Source organism: Rhizobium sp. P2_G2, from assembly GCF_056403555.1.
This window is the reverse complement of the sequence record NZ_JBFUFF010000037.1, coordinates 1-19,378: the sequence shown is the minus strand read 5'-3', so window position 1 is coordinate 19,378 and position 19,378 is coordinate 1. Positions and strand designations below refer to the sequence as shown.

Sequence of the window (19,378 nt, the reverse complement as noted above, 5' to 3'; positions counted from 1 at the left end):
CTGTCCGCACGTAGAATTGCCAACAGCAATTCCAAGTTCGGCGCTTGGATGATATTCACGCCGGCTGCTGGCGCGATTGCAGAACCTATAGATAATTTCTAAACAAGGTTCCATACGTACAAAGGTCTAGGACGAAATTTTTTGCATTGCGGCGAAAGCGCCGGGCGGAGGTTTGGGTGATACAGCTGGACGTCCGTGAACTCGCAGCGTTGCGGGGCGAGGAGCGGATATTTTCCGGCATCACGTTTTCGCTTTCCGCCGGCGACGCACTGGTCGTCACCGGGCGCAACGGCTCAGGAAAATCGACGCTGATCAGGACGATTGCGGGCCTGTTGCCGAAAGATTCGGGCGCGTTCGAGGTCAGCTTGAACGGCGAAAAAATCCCGCGGGCGGCGGAAACATGCCATTATCTCGGCCATCGCAATGCCATGAAGCGGGAATTGTCGGTCGAGGAGAACCTGGTTTTCTGGAAGCGATTCCTCGGTGACTTCGAGGGTGGTGTCGGCATGGAGCCGGAGGCGGCGGCCGAGGCGCTGGGGCTGGCCACGATCCTGCATCTGCCCTTCGGTTATCTCTCCGCCGGCCAGCAGCGACGCATGGCGATGGCAAAATTGCTGACCGCCTGGCGGCCGATTTGGCTATTGGACGAGCCGACGGCTGCACTGGATGTGCAGTCGGAGGAGATTTTTGCGGGGCTGATGCGGGCGCATCGGGAAAAGGGTGGAATTGTGATTGCGGCGACGCATCAGGAATTGGGGCTGGAGGGGGCCAAGGGGCTGGTGATGAAGGGGTTCGAGTATGGGGAGAGTGTGTATTGATTTCCTCCGCTTCGGCCTGGGTCTACCCCCCTCTGTCCTGCCGGACATCTCCCCCACAAATGATGGGGCTATCGCATATGGCGAAAGACCCTCTCTGTCCTGCCGGCCATCTCCCCCACAAGGGGGGAGAGGACTCGCGGCACTCGCCCTGCCTCAATTGGGGCACAGCGGAGCCGCGGGTTAAGCCCCTCCCCCTTGTGGGGAGGGGTTGGGGAGGGGTTTTCACATCATCTGCGACTGCTCTGCTACAAGAAGGGAGGGCGACACGCGTCGCCTCAACCACTCTCCCCCCTTGTGGGGGAGATGCCCGGCAGGGCAGAGGGGGGTGCCGCCAAGCACTCCGCGGCCTCGCATGATCTCCCTCTTCATCCGCGACCTCAAACTCGGTTTTCGCGCCGGCGGCGGTGTTCTGACCGGCGTGCTGTTCTTCATGACCATCGTCGCCGTCATCCCCTTCGGGGTCGGACCCGATCTCAATCTTCTCTCCCGCATCGGCCCGGCCATCCTCTGGGTCGGCGCTCTGCTTGCTTCACTGCTCGGTCTCGACCGTCTGTTCCAGGCCGAGCGCGAGGACGGGTCGCTCGACCTCTTGATGATGCAGGAAACACCGCTACCCTTCATCGTCTTCATCAAATGCCTGGCGCACTGGGTCTCCGCAGTGCTGCCGCTGGTGATCGCCTCGCCGTTGCTCAGCCTGTTCATGAACCTGAATGAGATGGCGATCGGCGCTTTGGCGCTGACACTGTTCGCCGGCTCGCCGGCGATAACCTTCATTGGTGCGGCGGGCGCTGCGGTGGCCGTGGCGTTACCGCGTGGCGGGCTGATCGTTTCAATCCTCATCCTGCCGCTGACCGTTCCGGTCCTGATTTTCGGTGTCTCAGCCACTTATGCGGCGGTCGAGGAGCCGGCGCCGTTTCTGCCACCCTTCCTGGCCTTGGTGGCGCTCAGCCTGTTCTTTGCGGTGATTGGCCCGATCGCCGCGGCCTTAGCGCTGCGCGCCTCATCCGAATGACGCCAATGTGAGGCCCCATTGACCCGGATCAATTGCAGCCTTCGGCCAAACAAGATAAGAGAGCGGGCATGACCGAAACCACCGTCGCGCCTTCGAAACTGACCTCGCTTGCCAATCCGACGCGGTTCATCGCGGTGGCCGGAAAAGTCCTGCCCTGGCTCGCAGGATTGACGGTTCTTTGTTTCATCGTTGGCGTCTATTTGAGCTTCTCGACCGAGGGTGACTATCAGCAGGGTGAGACGGTTCGGATCATGTATATCCACGTGCCGTCGGCCTGGCTGTCGATGATGTGCTACACGATCATGGCGGTCGCGGCGCTCGGCACGCTCGTCTGGCGGCATCCGCTGGCCGATGTCGCGGCGAAGACTGCGGCCCCCATCGGGGCCGCCTTCACATTCCTAGCACTGGTCACCGGTTCGCTCTGGGGCAAGCCGATGTGGGGCACATGGTGGGTGTGGGATGCGCGGCTGACCTCGGTCTTCATCCTGTTCCTGATGTATCTCGGCCTGATCGCCTTCAATCGGGCGATGGATGATCCCGGTCGGGCCGCGCGGGTCAGCGCGGTGATGATTCTCGTCGGCTTCGTCAACATCCCGATCATCAAGTTCTCGGTCGATTGGTGGAACACGCTGCACCAGCCGGAAAGCGTCTTCCGCCTCGATGGCCCGACGATCGACCCGGAATTTCTCAGGCCGCTGCTGATCATGGCTGTGGCCTTTACGCTGTTGTTCTTCACCCTGCATCTGATGGCAATGCGCAACGAAATCTGGCGCCGCCGGATTGCCGTGATGCGCCGCAACGCCGCCCGCGCCGCGCAGGCCGGAGGCGAAGCACGATGAGCCATGCTTTTTACGTCTATTCCGCCTGGGGCATTTCCGTCGTGGTGCTGGCCATCACCATCGGGGTGATCCTGTTCGATAGCGGCCGTTTGCAGCGCGAGTTGAAGCGGCTTGAGGCGCAGGGCATCCGCCGCCGCTCTGCGGAGCCAGCGACGGGAGACCGGACGTGAGTTCCGAAATAAAAGCAGAGCGTACGCCGGGAAATCGTTTGGGCAGAATCGCGCCGCTGATTGTCGTATTGATCGTTCTCGCAGGATTTGGCGTGGTCATTAAAGAGCAATTCGAAGGCAAGGATATGTCTTCATTGCCCTCCGCTTTGCTTGGTAAAGAGGCACCCGCCCTGAATCTCGCCGCTCTCGATGGCGCCATTTCCAACGGCAAGCCGGTGCCGGCGCTGACGTCGGCGGCGATCAAGGGCAAGCTCACGCTCGTCAATGTCTGGGCCTCCTGGTGCATTCCGTGCCGCCAGGAGCATCCGGTGATTCTAGGGTTGTCACGCGACGATCAGCTTAACATCGTCGGCATCAACTACAAGGATCGACCGGACGCCGCGCTTGGCTTTCTCGGCGAACTCGGCAATCCGTTCAAGGCAATCGGCGTCGATCCCAAAGGTGCTGCGGCGATCGACTGGGGTGTTTACGGCGTGCCGGAATCCTTCCTCGTCAGCCCTTCGGGCGTGATCCTTTACAAGCATGTCGGGCCGTTCGACGACAATTCCGTGCAGAACGAGTTGCTGCCCGAGGTGGAGAAGGCGCTGGGCAAGAAGTCGAGTTCCTGACCTATGCGTCGCCGATTCATCCCGAGCAGGCCGACGCAGTCGTCTCGCTATCAGCTCCGGAGCTCGCCAAATACACGTGATGACCGGGAAGAACTCTGGGACCTTTACCATGATGATGCATGGGCGCCTAACACCGCCCCGATGCGATCGTTGAAGGTTTCAGACCAGGTATCATGTTGCGGCCTTTGGTGCGCCTGACGGGATTCGAACCCGCACTGGTTACCCAACACGTTTCCCGGATGAAATACACGGAGATCATCCAGTAGTCCCTGCACGTCTACCTATTCTTCCGACACAGGCGCCCACGAAGGGTAGCTCTTTATTTTTTCTGTCGCAACAGCGTTAGTTCGATCACTTCTGCCCTGATCTCCTGGCCCGTACGGACCGAGGAATTCCGTGATTATGAAGTTCGGCGAATTGATCTTTACGAGCTCGTTGAAGAGTTTCTGAGCAGCTTCGAAAAGGGCACGCTCGTTGGCGTCTTCCCGGTGCAGTCCGTCGGAAGCATGCCCGTCACGGCTGACCAGTTCAGAGATTTCCTGCAGCAGGAACTGGACCGATGTTGAGTGCTGATGTGCTTTTTGAGGTGCAGCCGAGCCGACTTGCCGCCTGAACCCTACAACGCAGACTGCCAAGCCTTGATCGCCTCGATCGGCCAGATCAGCATGATCACGTTGAGCGTCAAATTATCACGGATGAGGACGCCGGTCGCAATCTCGGCTGTCAGCGCCAGAGTAACCGTCAGCCAGATCGGCAGCCGCCATGCCAACAGGAAGCCGATGGCCATGAACACCGTGTCCATCGACGAATTGAGGATGGAATCGCCGACATAGTCATAGGCGATGGTGCCGGCGCGGTAGCGGTCGATGATGATAGGGCTGTTTTCCAGGATTTCCCAGGCGGTTTCGATCAGCGCGGCGATGCCGAGACGCAGTGCGATCGGCTGGCGACGCAGGAAGAGCCAGGTCAGGCCGTAGAACAGAAAGCCGTGAATAATGTGGCTTGGCGTATACCAGTCGGAAATCTGCTGGGAATTGCCGGAAGAGTGGACCGCGGGCTCGAACAGTTTGATCGTGCCGCAGGCGCAGGTCCAGACGCGGCCCATCTGGTGTTCGGTGACGATCTGGACCAGCAGAATGGTCAGAAGAATCAGCAGGCTATAGGCGATCTGCCGCCGCCAATCCACATGGCTTTCAACCATTCGCGTCCTTGCCTTCGAGCGAATGCTTCATGATCAGCGGCAGCTGGGTGAGCGTGAACAGGAAGGTGATGGGCATTGTGCCCCAGACCTTGAAGTTGACCCAGAGATTGTCCGCCGCCTTGACGTCCGGCAGGTAATACCAGTTGGCGCTGCGCCAGACGAGTTCGTTGAGGATAGCCAGAAAAACGAAGAACAAGCCCCAGCGCAGTGTCAGCTTGTTCCAGCCTTCATCGTCGAGCTGGAAGGCGGAGTTGAAGACATAGCCGAGCAGCGAGCGGCCGAAGGCGAGGCCGCCCAGTAGCACGATGGCGAACAGGCTATTGATGATCGTCGGCTTCATTTTGATGAAGGTCTCGTTCTGCAGATAGATCGACAGTGCCCCGAAAGTCAGCACGACGACGCCCGAAACGAGTGGCATCAGCGGCAATTTGCCGATCACCAATTTGGAGACGACCAACGAAATGACGGTCGCGGCCATGAACAAAGCGGTGGCGACGAAAAGCGGTCCGCCGAGTGACGCAAAGAACGGAAATTTCTTGGCGAGTGTCTCGCCATAGGCATTGCCGAAGAAGAAGACGAGCAGTGGGCCGAGTTCCAGCGCCAGTTTCAGCGCCACGTTTTCCTTCGCCTGCGCCTGTGGCAGCTTGGTTTCGATGTCTCCGGCCATTGTCGTCTTTTCCATGAATATCAGCCGCCTCGCTATAGTCGGATGCGTAACGGCTGGAAAGCGCTATTTGTTCGCGGGAATGCCGGCGATCGCCTCGGCGAAATCCCTGGCATTGAAGGGTTCGAGATCGTCGACGCCTTCGCCGACGCCGATGAAATAGACCGGCAGCTTGTGCTTGGCGGAGATGGCGACGAGAATGCCGCCGCGCGCGGTGCCGTCGAGCTTGGTCATGATCAGGCCGGAGACGCCCGCAATGTTGCGGAAGATTTCCACCTGGCTCAGCGCATTCTGGCCGGTCGTGGCGTCGAGCGTCTGCAGCACGGTGTGCGGCGCGTCGGGATCGAGCTTGCCGAGCACGCGGACGATCTTTTCGAGCTCGGCCATCAGCTCGGTCTTGTTCTGCAGCCGGCCGGCAGTGTCGATGATCAGCACGTCGTGGCCGCTGGCAAGCGCCTTTTCATAGGCTTCATAGGCAAGGCCGGCGGCATCGGCGCCCAGCTTGGTCGAGACGATGTCTGCGCCGGTACGGTTTGCCCAGATATGCAACTGCTCGATTGCCGCAGCGCGAAACGTGTCGCCGGCGGCGAGCATGACCTTTAGGCCGCTACGCGTCAGCTTGGCGGCGAGCTTGCCGATCGTGGTGGTCTTGCCGGTGCCGTTAACGCCGACGACGAGGATGACATGCGGCTTGTGCTTCAGGTCGAGTTCCAGCGGCTTGGCGACCGGCGACAGGGCTTTGGTGATTTCGCCGGCCATGATGCGGGTGACGTCTTCACCGGAGACATCCTTGCCATAGCGTTCCGAGGCGAGCGTATCGGTGATCCTGAGCGCTGTCTCGACGCCGAGGTCGGCCTGAATCAGCAGGTCTTCGAGATCCTGCAGCGTCTCGTCGTCCAGCTTGCGCTTGGTGAACAGCGAGGTGATCTGCGAGGTCAGCTGGGCGGAGGTGCGGGCGAGGCCTGAGCGGAGGCGCTCCAGCCAGGAGCGGCGACGCTCCGGTTCGACGGGCGCGTCCGTTTGCGCAATCCGGTCGGCGGCGCTGGCGAAGCCGGCCGGGAGGATTCGTTCGCCGGATTCCGGCCATTCCTTCGGGCTCTCGGGCTCAGCAATAATGGGTGCGACAGGCGTCGACGGCTCCGCTGTCGGCGGTTCTTCATCCTCGATCGCCTGGCTGAATTCGGCTACCGAGTCGGCCTGGGCATCCGCCTCATCTGCCAGGTCATTGTCCTGCTCATCCAATTGATCAGGGATGATGAGCGTTTCGGCGGCTTCCGGCAGATCGCTGTCGTCGATGGGTTCCTGAATGGCGACAGGCTCATTAGAGTCTTCAGGCGTGGTCGCCGGCTCTTCCTCGATCGTCTCCTCGAAGGCAGCGATCGAATCGGCCTGCGCCTCCAGCTCAGACGCCACGTTCTCCTCGTCCTCGCGGTCAAGGTGATCGGGGACAATCAATGTTTCCGCGGCCTCGGGTAGACCGTCATCCGCCAGGGCGCCGGACTTTGCCTCCTCGACGGGAGTTGCCGGTTTCTCCTCCTTGCCGAAAGAAAAGATCTTCTTGATGAAACCGAGCGCCATGAATTCGTCCCGTCAGGCTGCTTCGCGCAGCGCTTCTGCGATCAGATGCTTGCCATTGTGGGCTGCAATGCGCGCGCGTGCAAGCGTGCGCGGCGGTAGGCCCATGCCATCGACAAGTGTGAAATTTTCCGTATGCGCCATGCCGGTGTTTTCGACAAGCATGCTGACACTCTTGCCGACCATGCCGGCGAGATGGGCGGCGTGAAGCGCCTCGCCCTTGGCGCGCAGGCGGGCGGCGCGGTCCTTGATCAGGCTGCGGTCCAATTGCGGCATGCGTGCGGCGGGTGTGCCTGGGCGCGGCGAATAGGGGAAGACGTGCAGCTTGGCGATGCCGCACTGCTCGGCCAGCAGAACCGAGTTCTCGAACATGTCTTCGGTTTCGGTCGGAAAGCCGGCAATGATGTCGGCACCGAAGCTGATCTCCGGCCGCAGGCTTTTCGCGCGCGCGGTGAAGGCGATGGCATCCTCGCGGCTGTGGCGGCGCTTCATGCGCTTGAGGATCAGGTTGTCGCCATGCTGCAAGCTGAGATGCAGATGCGGCATGAAGCGCGGCTCGTCGGCAATCAGGTCCCAGAGATGATCGTCGGCCTCGACGCTGTCGATAGAGGACAGTCTCAGCCGGCTGATTTCGGGCACATGCTTGAGAATCGACTTGCCGAGTTGCCCGAGCGAGGGCTGGCCGGGCAGGTCGGCGCCATAGCTGGTGGCGTCGACGCCGGTCAGCACGATTTCGCGATAGCCGCTCTCGGCCAGCATCTGCGCCTGGTCGACGACGGCGCCCATCGGCACGGAGCGGGAATTGCCGCGGCCATAGGGGATGATGCAGAAGGTACAGCGATGGTCGCAGCCGTTCTGCACCTGGATGAAAGCGCGGACATGGCCGTCGATCAGCTTTACCATCTGCGGCGCGGTCTCGCGCACGCTCATGATATCGTTGACGACGAGTTTTTCCGAGGCGGCGACGCCGAAATCGGGCAGGGCACGATAGTGCTCGGCCTTCAGCTTTTCCTCGTTGCCGAGCACGGCATCGACTTCAGGCATCTCCGCGAAGGCTGTACCTTCGGTCTGGGCGCCGCAGCCGGTGACGATGATCCGGGTTTCGGGGTTTTCGCGGCGAGCGCGGCGGATTGCCTGGCGGGCCTGGCGGATCGCTTCGCCGGTGACGGCGCAGGTGTTGAAAATGAGCGCGTTGTTGAGGCCGGCTTTGCCCGCCTCCGCCTTGATGATTTCGGATTCATAGGTGTTGAGCCGGCAGCCGAAGGTGATGACGTCGACGCCAGTCACTGGGCTGCTTCCCCCTGAGCTGCCGCCTCCCGGACATCACGCATATAGGCGCCGGTCGCGGGATCGAGCGTGCCCGACCATTCCCATTCCGCCGCACCCGTCATCACCACATGATCGTCGTCGCGCCAGAGGATGCGAACCATACCGCCGCTCGGCACGGTGATCTCAACGTTGCGGCCGGTACGATCGGTACGGGCGGCGGAGACGCCGGTGGCGCAGGCGGCCGAACCGCAGGCAAGCGTCAGGCCCGCGCCGCGCTCCCAGGTGCGGATATCGATCTCGTCCTTCGACTTGACGCGGGCGATGGTGATGTTGGCGCGCTCCGGAAACATCGGATGGTTTTCAAGCAGCGGGCCGAAGCGCTCGAGCTCATAGTCCCAGACATCCTTGTCGACCCAGAAGATCGCATGCGGATTGCCCATCGAGGCGACCGAGGGCGAATGCAGGACGGGATTGTCGATCGGGCCGATCTGCAGTTCGATATGGCGCGTGTCGTGGAACTCTTCCGACAACGGAATCCTGTTCCAGGCGAATTCCGGTCTGCCCATGTCGACCGAGATCAGGCCATCGTCATGCTCCTCGGCATTCAGGATGCCGGCGATGGTCTGGAAGGTGAAAGTCTTGCGGCCGGTTTCGGCAGCCAGCGCCTGAACGACACAGCGCGTACCGTTGCCGCAGGCCTGGGCAAAGCTGCCGTCGCAATTGAGAATATCGATCCAGGCGTCGGTGCCCTCGGCCTTCGGGTCGTAGATCGCCATGATCTGGTCGAAAGCGGTGTCGGGATCGGCGGCCAGTGCGATGGCAGCCTCGGGCGTGACCTTGTCCTTGCGGCCACGCATGTCCACGACCAGGATTTTGTTTCCCAGTCCGTTCATCTTGGCGAAGGCTATGTCGGTGGTCATCTGCTTAAGGCCGCGACAATTCAACAGTTAGTGTGAATATCAACATTTTGTTGAATTTCTATATGGAGGAAAGCTGGTCGAAATGCCAGCCCTGCACCCGAATCAGATTTCCGGCACATCGAAGGCTTCGCCCGGTCTCAGGGCGCGGAATTTTTCAGGCCCGATACCAGCCTTTTCCAGCGCGGCGTCAAGCGCTTTGACCGGTTCTTCGACATATTCGTCGGTCAGCTTGAACGTCCCCCAGTGATGGCCGACTGCATGCGCGGCGTTTGCGAGCTGCATGCCGGCAATCGCCTCTTCCGGGTTCTGGTGCTGCGGTTTCATGAACCATTGTGGCTCATAAGCACCGATCGGCAGGATGGCGAGGCGGAAGCCGCCGTGCTTTTTCGCTGCCGCACGATAATTGATGCCCTCGTGGAAGCCGGTATCGCCAATATGGTAGATTTTGCCGGCTGGCGTCTCGATTACGAAGGCCGCCCACAGCGCCATGCGGCGGTCGCGTGAACCGCGTGCCGACCAATGGTGACAAGGTTCGGTGTGGATGACAATGCCGTTGCCGCCCAGTCGTGTGGCGTCATCCCAATCCGTCACGGTGATCCTGGCATCCGGCGCGGCCCTGCGGATGAGCACGTCATTGCCGAGTGGCGTGACGATCTGCGGCTTGTGCCGTGAATGCAGCGCCTTCAGCGACGCCAGGTCGAGATGGTCATAATGATTATGGGTCACGAGGATGAGGTCGATCGGCGGCAAGTCGTCGAGCGATACGCCTGGCGGATTGCGCCGCTTCGGCCCGATGAAGGAGAAGGGGCTGACGCGCTCGGACCAGACCGGGTCGGTGAGGATATTGACACCGGCCACCTGGATCAGCAGGCTGGCATGGCCGATCATCGTCACCCGGAGGCCGGTACCCCTCACCTGTGGCTCGGGCTTCGCGCCGGCAAATGGACTCGGATAGAGTTGCGGCCATGTCTCGCCTCGGCCGTTCATCTGCCATTTCAAGAGCTCCCGGAAGCCGAGCGGCTTGATGCCGCCGGGATTGAAGAAGCGCCGGCCGTTGAAATGGTCGGATTTCGGTCCGTTGTAATATATATTATCCGGCATGCTGCTCCCGCGTCGCTCTGTCCATTGCCTGCTCCACCAAGCTATGTAATTGCTTGCATGATAAAATTCGAATGCAAGCGGACTTAAATGATCGAATTCGACAAACTGATCTATCTCGACGTCTACAAGACAGGCAGCACGCATGTCTTCGATGTCCTGAAGAAGGTTACCGGCAAGAAGCCGGTCAAGGTCAGCCGGCATTCGTCGATCACCGAAGTCCATCCGCTGCGCTGGAAGGGCGGTAAGTTTGTCTTCGCTACGATCCGCAATCCCTGGGACTGGTATGTCAGCCTCTGGTCTTTCGGCACCAACGAGGACAAATCCTTCTACCAGGCCGTTGTCGAGGCGGCAGGCCCGGATCTGGCGCCGAGGCTTTATGATCATGCCAATCCTTCAGTCTCCTTTCCGCTCTGGCTGAAGTCGATCCACGACCCGGCCTTTATCGCCAGAATGAAAGGCAAGACGCTGGCGACATCGCGCATGACCGAGGTTGCCGGCGTTTATACCTATCGCTTCATGCGCATCACGACGCCGTTTCCATCGATGTTCGTGCGGAAATGGAATCTCGGTTCGATCGATAAAGCCATCGCCTATCAGCAGCGCTGGGCGATGTACGATGAGATCTACAAGAGCGAGATGCTTGATGAGACGCTGCAAAAATTCGTCGGCGAGCGCGGCGCACAATTGGGCTTCAAGGAAAATGCGCTCAAGATCGTCAAGCGCAACGAGGCTGAACACAAGAATACCTCAGTGCGCAAGCTCGCGACCTATCGGGATTATTACACCGACGAGCTGATAGAACTTGTCGCCAAGCGCGACCGGCTGATCGTCGATATGTTCGACTATCAGTTCTGAATAGCCCCAGCGGACGAAAAAACCACCGGCGCTTGACTTTCCCAGGTATTTACTGTTTAAGCCCGCCCGATCTGCCAGTCCGAGACGAGACCGAGCAGCCGACCGGGGCAAAGATCCCGGAGGTCAACACCCGACAGCGCGTGGCGCCCTCGGGTGCTTTTTGGTTTTGTCTCTTGTTTCGGTCGGGCATGACACCGATGTTCCGGGAAAGATTTTCCGGATGAGGATGATGGAATGTTTGAGAGCCTTCAGGAACGCCTAGGCAGCATATTGAACGGATTGACGGGCCGCGGGGCGCTGTCGGAAGCCGATGTTTCCGCTGCGCTCCGCGAAGTTCGCCGTGCGCTTCTGGAAGCTGACGTGGCGCTCGAAGTCGTCCGCTCGTTTACCGATCGCGTCCGCGCCAAGGCGGTCGGCGCCGAAGTCTTGAAATCGATCAAGCCCGGGCAGATGGTCGTCAAGATCGTCCATGACGAACTGGTCGAGATGCTGGGCTCGGAGAGTTCGACGGTCGATCTCAATGCGCCGGCGCCGGTCGTCATCATGATGGTCGGCCTGCAGGGCTCGGGCAAGACCACGACCACCGGCAAGATCGCGCTCCGGCTGACCAGCCGCGAGCGCAAGAAAGTGCTGATGGCGTCGCTCGACACGCGCCGTCCGGCGGCGCAGGAGCAGCTTCGCCAGCTCGGCGTGCAGACCAATGTCGATACGCTGCCGATCATTGCCGGCCAGTCGCCAGTCGATATCGCCGCGCGTGCCGTGCAGGCCGCCAAGCTCGGTGGCCATGACGTCGTTATCCTCGACACCGCTGGCCGCACCCATATCGATGAGCCGTTGATGATCGAGATGGCGGAGATCAAGCGGAAGTCCAATCCGCATGAAATCCTGCTCGTTGCCGACGCTCTGACCGGTCAGGATGCCGTCAACCTCGCCCGCAATTTCGACGATCGCGTCGGCATTACCGGCCTTGTCCTGACCCGCATGGACGGCGATGGCCGTGGCGGCGCCGCACTTTCCATGCGTGCCGTGACCGGCAAGCCGGTGAAGCTGATCGGCGCCGGCGAAAAGATGACGGAGCTCGAAGAGTTCCATCCGCGCCGCATCGCCGACCGCATCCTCGGCATGGGCGACATCGTCAGCCTGGTCGAGCGCGCTGCCGAGACGATCGATGCGGAAAAAGCCGCGGCCATGGCCCAGAAGATGGCCAAGGGCAAGTTCGACCTCAACGATCTCGCCGAACAACTCGGGCAGATGCAGAAGATGGGCGGCATGGGCGGCATCATGGGCATGCTGCCGGGCATGAGCGGCATGAAGGACAAGCTGGCCGGCGCCGGCTTCGACGACAAGGCGATCAAGCGCCAGATCGCCATCATCTCCTCGATGACCAAGGCCGAGCGCACCAATCCCGATATTTTGAAACATTCGCGCAAGAAGCGCATCGCCGCCGGCTCCGGCACCGATGCCGCCGAGATCAACAAGCTGTTGAAGATGCATCGCGGCATGGCCGACATGATGAAGGCCATGGGCGGTGGCAAGGGCGGCGGCATGATGAAGCAGATGATGGGCGGGCTGGCCAACAAAATGGGTCTTGGCGGGATGATGGGCGGCGGCATGCCGGACCTTTCCAAGATGGATCCCAAGCAGCTCGAACAACTGGCCAAGCAGGCGGAAGCCGCCGGCATCAAGCCCGGCGGCCTGCCCGGCCTGGGCTCCGGCGGCCTGCCGGGTCTCGGCGGACCCAAGCTGCCCGGCCTTGGCGGCGGATTTCCCGGCCTTTCCGGCCTGCCGAAGAAGAAGTGAGGAACGGATTGATGAGCGATCCGGAGATAAGGACCCAGCTCGCCGGCTATCGCCGGTCGATCGACAATATCGACGCGGCGCTCGTGCATATGCTGGCCGAACGCTTCCGCTGCACCAAGGCGGTGGGCGTACTGAAAGCGACTTATGATTTGCCGCCGGCCGACCCGGCGCGCGAGGAATACCAGATCAACCGTCTCCGGCAGCTCGCCAAGGACAGCGATCTGGACCCTGATTTTGCCGAGAAATTCCTGAATTTCATCATCAAGGAAGTCATTCGGCATCATGAGGCAATCGCTGCCGATATCGGCGGCATCAAGGAGAATACCGCTTCGTGAGAGGCGGCCAGCGACACAAAGATCAAGGAGAACAAGATGTCACTGAAAATTCGTCTCGCCCGCGGCGGCTCCAAGAAGCGTCCGTATTACCATGTCGTCGTTGCCGATGCGCGTTCGCCGCGTGACGGCCGCTTCATCGAGAAGCTCGGTTCCTGGAACCCGATGCTTGCCAAGGACGACGCCGCCCGCATCGTGATCAACGGCGAGCGCGTCAAGCATTGGCTCGACAACGGTGCCCAGCCGACCGACCGCGTTCTGCGCTTCCTCGACGATGCCGGCCTTGCCAAGCGCGAAGCCCGCAGCAACCCAGCCAAGGGCGAACCGGGCAAGAAGGCCCAGGAACGCGCCAAGGAAAAGGCTGCCAAGGCTGCCGAAGCCGCCGCTGAATAATCGGCTTGCCGCAATGCAACAAAAATCCTCCGCGCGGGCTCGCGCGGAGGATTTTGTTTTTGCTATAGTGAGATCATCTGACCTTTGCCGGATCGTCCGCATGAACACCAAGAAACCTGAAGTCATCCTCGAAAACCCAGTGCTGATGGGCGTAATTGGTGCAGCGCAAGGTCTGCGCGGCGAGGTGCGGGTGAAATCCTTCACCGAGGACCCGATCGCCATCGAGGAATATGGCACGCTCTACGGCGCCGATGGCCGCTCCTTCGAAATCCTCGACGCGCGGCAGCAGAAGGAAGTCGTCATTCTGCGTTTCCGCGGCATCAACGATCGCACCGAGGCCGAAAAACTCAACGGCACCGAGCTCTATGTCGAGCGCGATACTCTTGATGACGACGAACTGGATGACGAGGAATATTTCTATGCTGACCTGGAAGGCCTGGAGGCGCTCGATGCCGAGGGCAATTCCTACGGCGTCATTTCGGCGATCTTCGATTTCGGAGCCGGCGATATTCTGGAACTGACGAAGGAAGGCAAGCGGGCGCAGCTCATCCCCTTCTCGGAAACTTCGGTGCTGGAGATCGATTTCGAGGGCGGAACGATCCTGATTGATCCCGTGGCGGCCGGTCTCGTCGAGGACGACGACAAAGACGGGAAGCAAGGCTGAATGGCCTTCCGCGCCTCCATCCTGACGCTCTATCCGGAGATGTTTCCCGGTTTTCTGGGTGAATCGCTTTCCGGCAAGGCGCTGCAACGTGGCGACTGGTCGCTCGAGGCAGTGCAAATCCGCGACTTCGCCACCGACAAGCACAGAAGCGTCGATGACACTCCAGCCGGCGGTGGCGCCGGCATGGTGCTCAGGCCTGACGTGCTGGCCCGCGCCATCGATTCGGTTGCCGAAGATGGCCGGCCCCGGCTGCTGATGAGTCCGCGGGGAAAGCCGCTGAGGCAGGCGAGGGTGCGCGAGCTTGCTGCCGGTGAGGGCATCGTCATCATCTGCGGCCGGTTCGAGGGTGTCGACCAGCGGGTGATCGATGCACGTCATCTTGAAGAGGTTTCCATAGGCGACTATATATTATCCGGCGGCGAGCCCGCTGCTATGGTGCTGCTCGATGCGGTGGTCCGGGTGCTGCCGGGCGTGATGGGCAATCCGGACTCCGGCACGCATGAGAGTTTTGAGCATGGCCTGCTCGAACATCCACACTATACGCGGCCGCAGGTTTTCGAGGGGCTGGAAATCCCTGATATCCTGACCTCCGGCAATCATGCGAAGATCGACAAATGGCGGCTGGAGCAGGCCCGAAAGCTGACCGCCGAGCGGCGGCCGGACCTTTTGGGTGGCTGAGGCGCATCGCGCCTGTTTTAGCACGTAGAATATGCTCGAAGAAAATGCCCGGCCGAAGCCGGGCATCTGTATTCAGATCGTCATTCGGCGGCTTGCGCCATCTTCTGCCGTGCGCCGATCCGCAGGGCATAGTAGACCACGCCGCCGATCGCCACGCCGAAGAACCAGCCATAGGTGCCCCACCATGCCGGCAGGATGCTGGTGAAGGTCGGCAGGATCGACGAGAACAGGGCGCCGATGACGAAGGCGATGAAGGCATTGGCATGCCAGCCGCCCTGGAACTTGAACTCGCCCTCCTCGCGGTAGAGCGCGTCGACGTTCAGACGGCCGCTACGGATCAGATAATAATCGACCATCATCACGCCGAAGATCGGACCCATGGTGGAGCCGATGAAGTTGACGAAATGCGCCGCTCCCGTGTCCCAGGGCGCGAAGGGATAAAGCACCAGCGCAATCGCCGCTGCGATATAACCGCCGCGCTTGAAGCTGATCTGGCGCGGGAAGACATTGGAGAAGTCGAAGGCCGGTGAGACGAAATTGGCCACGACATTGATGCCGAGTGTCGCCACCGCGAAGGTCAGTGCTGCGAGCAGCGCCAGGAACCAGTTGTCGAACTTGGCCGAGATTGCATCCGGATGCAGCAGCACGTCGCCATAAACCTTGTAGGCGGCCGTCGTGGTAACGCCGGCGACGAGGCAGAAGGCGAGCAGGTTGATCGGCAGGCCCCAGAGATTGCCGGTCCTCAGCGTCTTCACATCCTTGGCGTAACGCGAGAAATCGCAGAAGTTCAGGTAGAGCGCGGCGAAATAGGTGATCCAGGTCGCGGCCACGGCACAAAGTGCAGCGAAGGAGCCGGGATCACCCGGCACGCCGGCATCCTTGGTCTTGGCGAGCAGCACGTCATGCGGGATCTCGCTGCCGAAGGAGAAGGTGCCGGAACGAATGACCAGGTAGATCGCCAGGAGAAGCATCATGATCCAGACCGCCGGTCCGGCCCAATCCTGGAATTTCCGCACCGTCTCCATGCCGCGCTGGATGATCAGCAATTGCAGCGCCCAGACGATGACGTAGCAGATGACTTCCAGCGTCGAGTGACCGAGCATGTGGCTGTTCTGGTGGAAGGACAGCATGCCGGGGCTGCGGATCAGCAGCGCCACGATAGCGCCGGAGGCGGCGGATGTCTGTGCACCATACCAGAAGCACGCGACGATGGCGCGGACCAGCGCCGGCACATTGGCGCCGAAGGTACCGAAGGAGGCGCGGGCCAGAACCGGGAAGGGCACGCCGGTCTTTACCCCGGCATTGCCGACCAGGCTCATCAGGCAGAAAATCACCAGCGAGCCGGTGCCGATGGCGAGGACGAAATTGATGAAGCTGCCGCAGAGCAGGAAAAGGCTGGCGGCAAGATAATAGCCCCAGAGGCTATGAACGTCCGATGTCCAGACGTTGAAGATACTGAAGGCGCCCCATTTTCTGTCTTCTGCGGGCGCAAGGTCCTCGTTATATAACGAGGGTGATGGATTGCTGATGGTCATGGTCAGTCCCCTCCCGGATCGAAAATTGATCCATGAAGGAATCTGCTCTCATATTGTGCATATGACAATTATTTAATCATATTTTCAACAATTGCAGTTTTGTGACAAAGCATATTACGGTCGTTTTTCGAGCCTTTGGCAGGATTCTGCATGACAAGGGGGTGACAAAAGGCCGGCAATCGGTTATGTGCGCGCCCGGAATGGGACTTTCCCATCAACCACCAATGAAGAACAGATGTATCGCTTTGCCTTCCAAGGCACTACCGGAGGCGTGACCAAAGGTAGTTTCGGCGCTCTGGCTGTTGAACCACAACGAGGTTGACATGAACATWATTGAACAGCTGGAAGCCGAACAGGCTTCCAAGATTGCCGCCAAGCGCACGCTTCCCGATTTTTCCCCGGGCGACACGGTCCGCGTCAATGTGCGCGTCGTCGAAGGTTCGCGCACCCGCGTCCAGGCCTATGAAGGCGTCTGCATCGGCCGTTCTGGCTCGGGTCTTTCGGAGAACTTCACCGTCCGCAAGATCTCCTATGGCGAAGGCGTCGAGCGCGTATTCCCGGTCTATTCGCCGATGGTTGAAGGCGTCGAGATCGTCCGCCGCGGTAAGGTCCGTCGCGCCAAGCTCTATTACCTGCGCGACCTGCGCGGCAAGGCTGCCCGTATCGTCGAGAACACCAATGCCCGCGCCCGCAAGCTGAACGAAGGCGAACGCCAGGCGCTGCAGGCTGAGAAGGCTCGTATCGAAGCCGAGAAGCTTGCCGCTGCCCAGGCCCTGGCTGCCGAAAAGGCTGCTGCGGAAGCCGCCGCTGCAGCTGAAAAGGCTGCCGCCGAGAAGGCCGCTGCCGAAGCCGCTGCCGCTGAAGCTGCAGCTGCCGAGACCAAGGCTGAATAAAGATTACGGCTTGACCGGATTGAAAAGCGGTGCCTTCGGGTGCCGCTTTTTTGGTATCTACCATCCGTCAGCTTGGCTGCCAGCCGCACCAGGCCGTGTCGCCACAGATTTCAATGGCTTTCGCGGCAGTCGCACACCGGTTGAAGGCGCCGCCATCGCGGTCAAACTCGCCATCGCGGATCATGGTCTGCCCTCGGGCGGTGTCTTCGGTGATGTCGGGTAAGCCATGGTGATTTCCGCCGTCGGAACCTATGATCCGCGCGACTGGTTTAGCGGTCACGAGATCTGACGGGAGAAAGGCGATGCGCTTAGGCGACACCACGGACGGCTCCAATATCGACGTCGTCATCGATCGCGCATTCGACGCACCGGCAAGGACAGTGTTCGACCAATGGGTCACGGCAGATGGCCTGCGCAACTGGTTTGCTCCCGATGGTTTCGAGGTGACGCTCGTCGAGGCCGTTCCGGTTCCCGGCGGCCGCTGGCAGGTGGAAATGCGCTCGAACGAGGGTCAGGTCTATCTCGAATATGGCGATTTTCGCGAGATCCGGCCGGGCGAACGGCTGGTGATGACGCTGACGCAGGGACTTGGCGCCGAAATCGGACCGCGCACGACGGTCAGCGTCGATTTCGTCGCATCAAACGGCCGCACGGAGATGCATTTCATGCAGGAAGGTTTGGAGACCGTCGAGCGGCGCGACAGCAATATCGAAGGTTGGCAGGAATGCTTTGATAAGCTTGCCGCACGGCTGGAAGCGATCTCGGCCTGGACGGCAAGGTGACGTCACCGCGAAACGAAAAGCCCGGGCAGGCCGGGCTTTGTGCGTAGCGACGAGGTTGATCACTCAGAATCCGAAGACGCAATCACTCCAGTCGGGCCATGTCGATGGCTCGCTGATCCAGCTTACGATGATTGATGCTGTCGTTTGCTCGATTGATCATGTCCTGCAGTTGGTCGTCCGTGACATGTGGCGGGACTTCTTTGGGAGGCAGACGGCCTTTGAGCATGCCGAGATTGTCGTAAGCTTCGCCGACAACGCCGATCTCGAACTCATCGTAGACGATCGGCGTGGCCGCTATGACTGGCTCTCCAGGCTTTCGCCCTGCCACATAACGCATCAAACGTCTTTCAAAGATCTGCAGATAATCGAAAACGAAACTGTCTTCTTCCGGCATGCTTTGCCTGATCGCTTTGACACGTTCGTCCTCGCGCAGCCGCCTTGCGATGCTCAGGCCCCGGAAGCCCAGTCCTTCGGGGTCCGACATGCCCCTTATCCGTCGTGAGAAATCGTCGAACCTGTCGTCCGCCGCGTAGACTGCCCAGTTGATCGTTTCCGATCTGACGAAGGGGTTGGCATCCTTCAGGCATTTCGCCAGACCGGCAGCGATTGCCTCACTATAGAGCCCGGTATTCGTGATGTACCCGGCAAAAGCCTTGCGGCAGTAGGAAAGCCGGTGATCTGCAAACGCCACAGCGAGTTGCGTGATTGTGTCGTGCCGTGGAACGACCTCTATCAGATAGAACGCAGCGTCGAGCTGGTCGTCTTCTGCTTCGGATTTGAGAAGATCAATGAGCGGATCGAGGTCAGTGCCATCCCGCCATCTTTGGTAAATTGTGAGTTTTATGTCCTCACGCGCATCGCGATGGAGATTGGATGCGCCAGCCAGCATTTGAAGCAGTTCCCTGGCGGAACGTGCCGAAATTTCGCCTTCCATTTTTCAGACCCGACCACCGGGCCAATGTTGGTTGCTACTCAGTCCAGTCGAGACGACCATAAAGCGTTTGTTACAGGGCGTCTCATAAATCGGGATAGGGGGGAGCCAATCAGCTCCGCCCCTCCCACACCACCCGGCATGCGGGTCCGCACCGGGCGGTTGGAGCGGTTGAAGTCGTCAGGCTTATAGTTCTCCCGGCCCGACGCTTGGGTTTGCTTATTCTGGTTCGGCGGGTTTGATTTCTCGCTGCCGTGGCCTCTCGGGCTTCACCCTACCTGCCAGATCGGCGAGCTTCGCTGACGCGACCATCTGAGACCGTCCAAATCCGATAACCA

At 60.5% G+C, this 19,378-nt stretch carries 22 protein-coding genes and 1 tRNA gene; 13 read left to right on the top strand and 10 right to left on the bottom strand.

Annotated elements, in window-relative coordinates:
- Positions 1-179: 179 nt before the first annotated feature.
- From ccmA to AC1D06_RS23250, 5 genes are all read left to right on the top strand, one after another.
- Entirely contained in the window at positions 180-818 is a 639-nt protein-coding gene (ccmA, locus tag AC1D06_RS23270; protein ID WP_477988207.1) for a heme ABC exporter ATP-binding protein CcmA, read from the top strand.
- A 352-nt stretch (positions 819-1,170) separates the two neighbouring features.
- On the top strand, positions 1,171-1,830 hold the full coding sequence (gene ccmB, locus AC1D06_RS23265) for a heme exporter protein CcmB (RefSeq protein ID WP_477988179.1): 660 nt from the start codon (positions 1,171-1,173) through the stop codon (positions 1,828-1,830).
- A 68-nt stretch (positions 1,831-1,898) separates the two neighbouring features.
- Positions 1,899-2,669, top strand: coding sequence for a heme ABC transporter permease (locus AC1D06_RS23260; protein WP_477988178.1), 771 nt, complete (start codon positions 1,899-1,901; stop codon positions 2,667-2,669).
- Positions 2,666-2,839 (top strand): heme exporter protein CcmD, encoded by a 174-nt coding sequence (gene ccmD, locus AC1D06_RS23255; RefSeq protein WP_477988176.1) that lies wholly within the window; start codon positions 2,666-2,668, stop codon positions 2,837-2,839. The genes AC1D06_RS23260 and ccmD overlap by 4 nt, the downstream gene beginning before the upstream one ends.
- Positions 2,836-3,447 carry a DsbE family thiol:disulfide interchange protein gene (locus tag AC1D06_RS23250; protein WP_477988174.1) on the top strand — a complete coding sequence of 204 codons (612 nt, stop codon included), beginning with the start codon at positions 2,836-2,838 and terminating at the stop codon, positions 3,445-3,447. Before ccmD ends, AC1D06_RS23250 begins: the two co-directional genes overlap by 4 nt.
- 186 nt (positions 3,448-3,633) lie before the next feature.
- On the opposite strand, the gene AC1D06_RS23245 is transcribed toward AC1D06_RS23250, so the two are convergent.
- From AC1D06_RS23245 to AC1D06_RS23215, 7 genes are all read right to left on the bottom strand, one after another.
- Positions 3,634-3,749 (bottom strand) — tRNA-OTHER (locus AC1D06_RS23245).
- Between the two features lie 314 nt (positions 3,750-4,063).
- The gene (locus AC1D06_RS23240; protein WP_477988173.1) at positions 4,064-4,648 is read right to left on the bottom strand and encodes a DUF2585 domain-containing protein; all 585 of its coding nucleotides are present in this window, start codon (positions 4,646-4,648) and stop codon (positions 4,064-4,066) included.
- On the bottom strand, positions 4,641-5,315 hold the full coding sequence (locus tag AC1D06_RS23235; RefSeq protein WP_477988206.1) for a septation protein A: 675 nt from the start codon (positions 5,313-5,315) through the stop codon (positions 4,641-4,643). The genes AC1D06_RS23240 and AC1D06_RS23235 overlap by 8 nt, the downstream gene beginning before the upstream one ends.
- A gap of 63 nt (positions 5,316-5,378) precedes the next feature.
- Positions 5,379-6,890: a signal recognition particle-docking protein FtsY gene (gene ftsY / locus AC1D06_RS23230; protein WP_477988172.1), complete on the bottom strand. Its 1,512-nt coding sequence runs from the start codon at positions 6,888-6,890 to the stop codon at positions 5,379-5,381.
- 12 nt (positions 6,891-6,902) lie between these two features.
- Positions 6,903-8,174: a tRNA (N(6)-L-threonylcarbamoyladenosine(37)-C(2))-methylthiotransferase MtaB gene (mtaB, locus tag AC1D06_RS23225; protein ID WP_477875051.1), complete on the bottom strand. Its 1,272-nt coding sequence runs from the start codon at positions 8,172-8,174 to the stop codon at positions 6,903-6,905.
- Positions 8,171-9,076, bottom strand: coding sequence for a diaminopimelate epimerase (dapF, locus tag AC1D06_RS23220; protein WP_477988171.1), 906 nt, complete (start codon positions 9,074-9,076; stop codon positions 8,171-8,173). The genes mtaB and dapF overlap by 4 nt, the downstream gene beginning before the upstream one ends.
- Positions 9,077-9,178: 102 nt before the next feature.
- Positions 9,179-10,177 (bottom strand): MBL fold metallo-hydrolase, encoded by a 999-nt coding sequence (locus AC1D06_RS23215; protein ID WP_477875055.1) that lies wholly within the window; start codon positions 10,175-10,177, stop codon positions 9,179-9,181.
- Between the two features lie 87 nt (positions 10,178-10,264).
- Here AC1D06_RS23215 and AC1D06_RS23210 point away from each other — a divergent pair, with 87 nt between their 5' ends.
- From AC1D06_RS23210 to trmD, 6 genes are all read left to right on the top strand, one after another.
- Positions 10,265-11,032 (top strand): hypothetical protein, encoded by a 768-nt coding sequence (locus tag AC1D06_RS23210; protein WP_477988170.1) that lies wholly within the window; start codon positions 10,265-10,267, stop codon positions 11,030-11,032.
- A gap of 234 nt (positions 11,033-11,266) precedes the next feature.
- On the top strand, positions 11,267-12,832 hold the full coding sequence (gene ffh, locus AC1D06_RS23205) for a signal recognition particle protein (RefSeq protein ID WP_477988169.1): 1,566 nt from the start codon (positions 11,267-11,269) through the stop codon (positions 12,830-12,832).
- Positions 12,833-12,843: 11 nt separating this feature from the next.
- Positions 12,844-13,167 (top strand): chorismate mutase, encoded by a 324-nt coding sequence (locus AC1D06_RS23200; RefSeq protein ID WP_477875061.1) that lies wholly within the window; start codon positions 12,844-12,846, stop codon positions 13,165-13,167.
- A 36-nt stretch (positions 13,168-13,203) separates the two neighbouring features.
- Entirely contained in the window at positions 13,204-13,557 is a 354-nt protein-coding gene (gene rpsP / locus AC1D06_RS23195; RefSeq protein WP_477875062.1) for a 30S ribosomal protein S16, read from the top strand.
- A 100-nt stretch (positions 13,558-13,657) separates the two neighbouring features.
- Complete coding sequence (rimM, locus tag AC1D06_RS23190) at positions 13,658-14,221, top strand: ribosome maturation factor RimM (RefSeq protein WP_477988167.1); 564 nt, start codon at positions 13,658-13,660, stop codon at positions 14,219-14,221.
- Positions 14,222-14,899, top strand: a complete 678-nt coding sequence (gene trmD / locus AC1D06_RS23185) for a tRNA (guanosine(37)-N1)-methyltransferase TrmD (protein WP_477988165.1) — start codon at positions 14,222-14,224, stop codon at positions 14,897-14,899.
- 80 nt (positions 14,900-14,979) lie between these two features.
- On the opposite strand, the gene AC1D06_RS23180 is transcribed toward trmD, so the two are convergent.
- Positions 14,980-16,434, bottom strand: a complete 1,455-nt coding sequence (locus AC1D06_RS23180) for an NCS1 family nucleobase:cation symporter-1 (RefSeq protein ID WP_477988164.1) — start codon at positions 16,432-16,434, stop codon at positions 14,980-14,982.
- Positions 16,435-16,757: 323 nt separating this feature from the next.
- On the opposite strand from AC1D06_RS23180, the gene rplS reads away from it, so the two are divergent.
- On the top strand, positions 16,758-17,327 hold the full coding sequence (gene rplS, locus AC1D06_RS23175; protein WP_477988162.1) for a 50S ribosomal protein L19: 570 nt from the start codon (positions 16,758-16,760) through the stop codon (positions 17,325-17,327).
- A gap of 67 nt (positions 17,328-17,394) precedes the next feature.
- Here the strand turns inward: rplS and AC1D06_RS23170 are convergent, their stop codons facing one another.
- The gene (locus tag AC1D06_RS23170) at positions 17,395-17,649 is read right to left on the bottom strand and encodes a hypothetical protein (protein WP_477988161.1); all 255 of its coding nucleotides are present in this window, start codon (positions 17,647-17,649) and stop codon (positions 17,395-17,397) included.
- On the opposite strand from AC1D06_RS23170, the gene AC1D06_RS23165 reads away from it, so the two are divergent.
- Positions 17,630-18,109 carry an SRPBCC family protein gene (locus AC1D06_RS23165; protein WP_477988160.1) on the top strand — a complete coding sequence of 160 codons (480 nt, stop codon included), beginning with the start codon at positions 17,630-17,632 and terminating at the stop codon, positions 18,107-18,109. The genes AC1D06_RS23170 and AC1D06_RS23165 overlap by 20 nt on opposite strands.
- Before the next feature lie 82 nt (positions 18,110-18,191).
- Here the strand turns inward: AC1D06_RS23165 and AC1D06_RS23160 are convergent, their stop codons facing one another.
- Positions 18,192-18,998: a hypothetical protein gene (locus AC1D06_RS23160; protein WP_477988159.1), complete on the bottom strand. Its 807-nt coding sequence runs from the start codon at positions 18,996-18,998 to the stop codon at positions 18,192-18,194.
- Between the last annotated feature and the right edge of the window lie 380 nt (positions 18,999-19,378).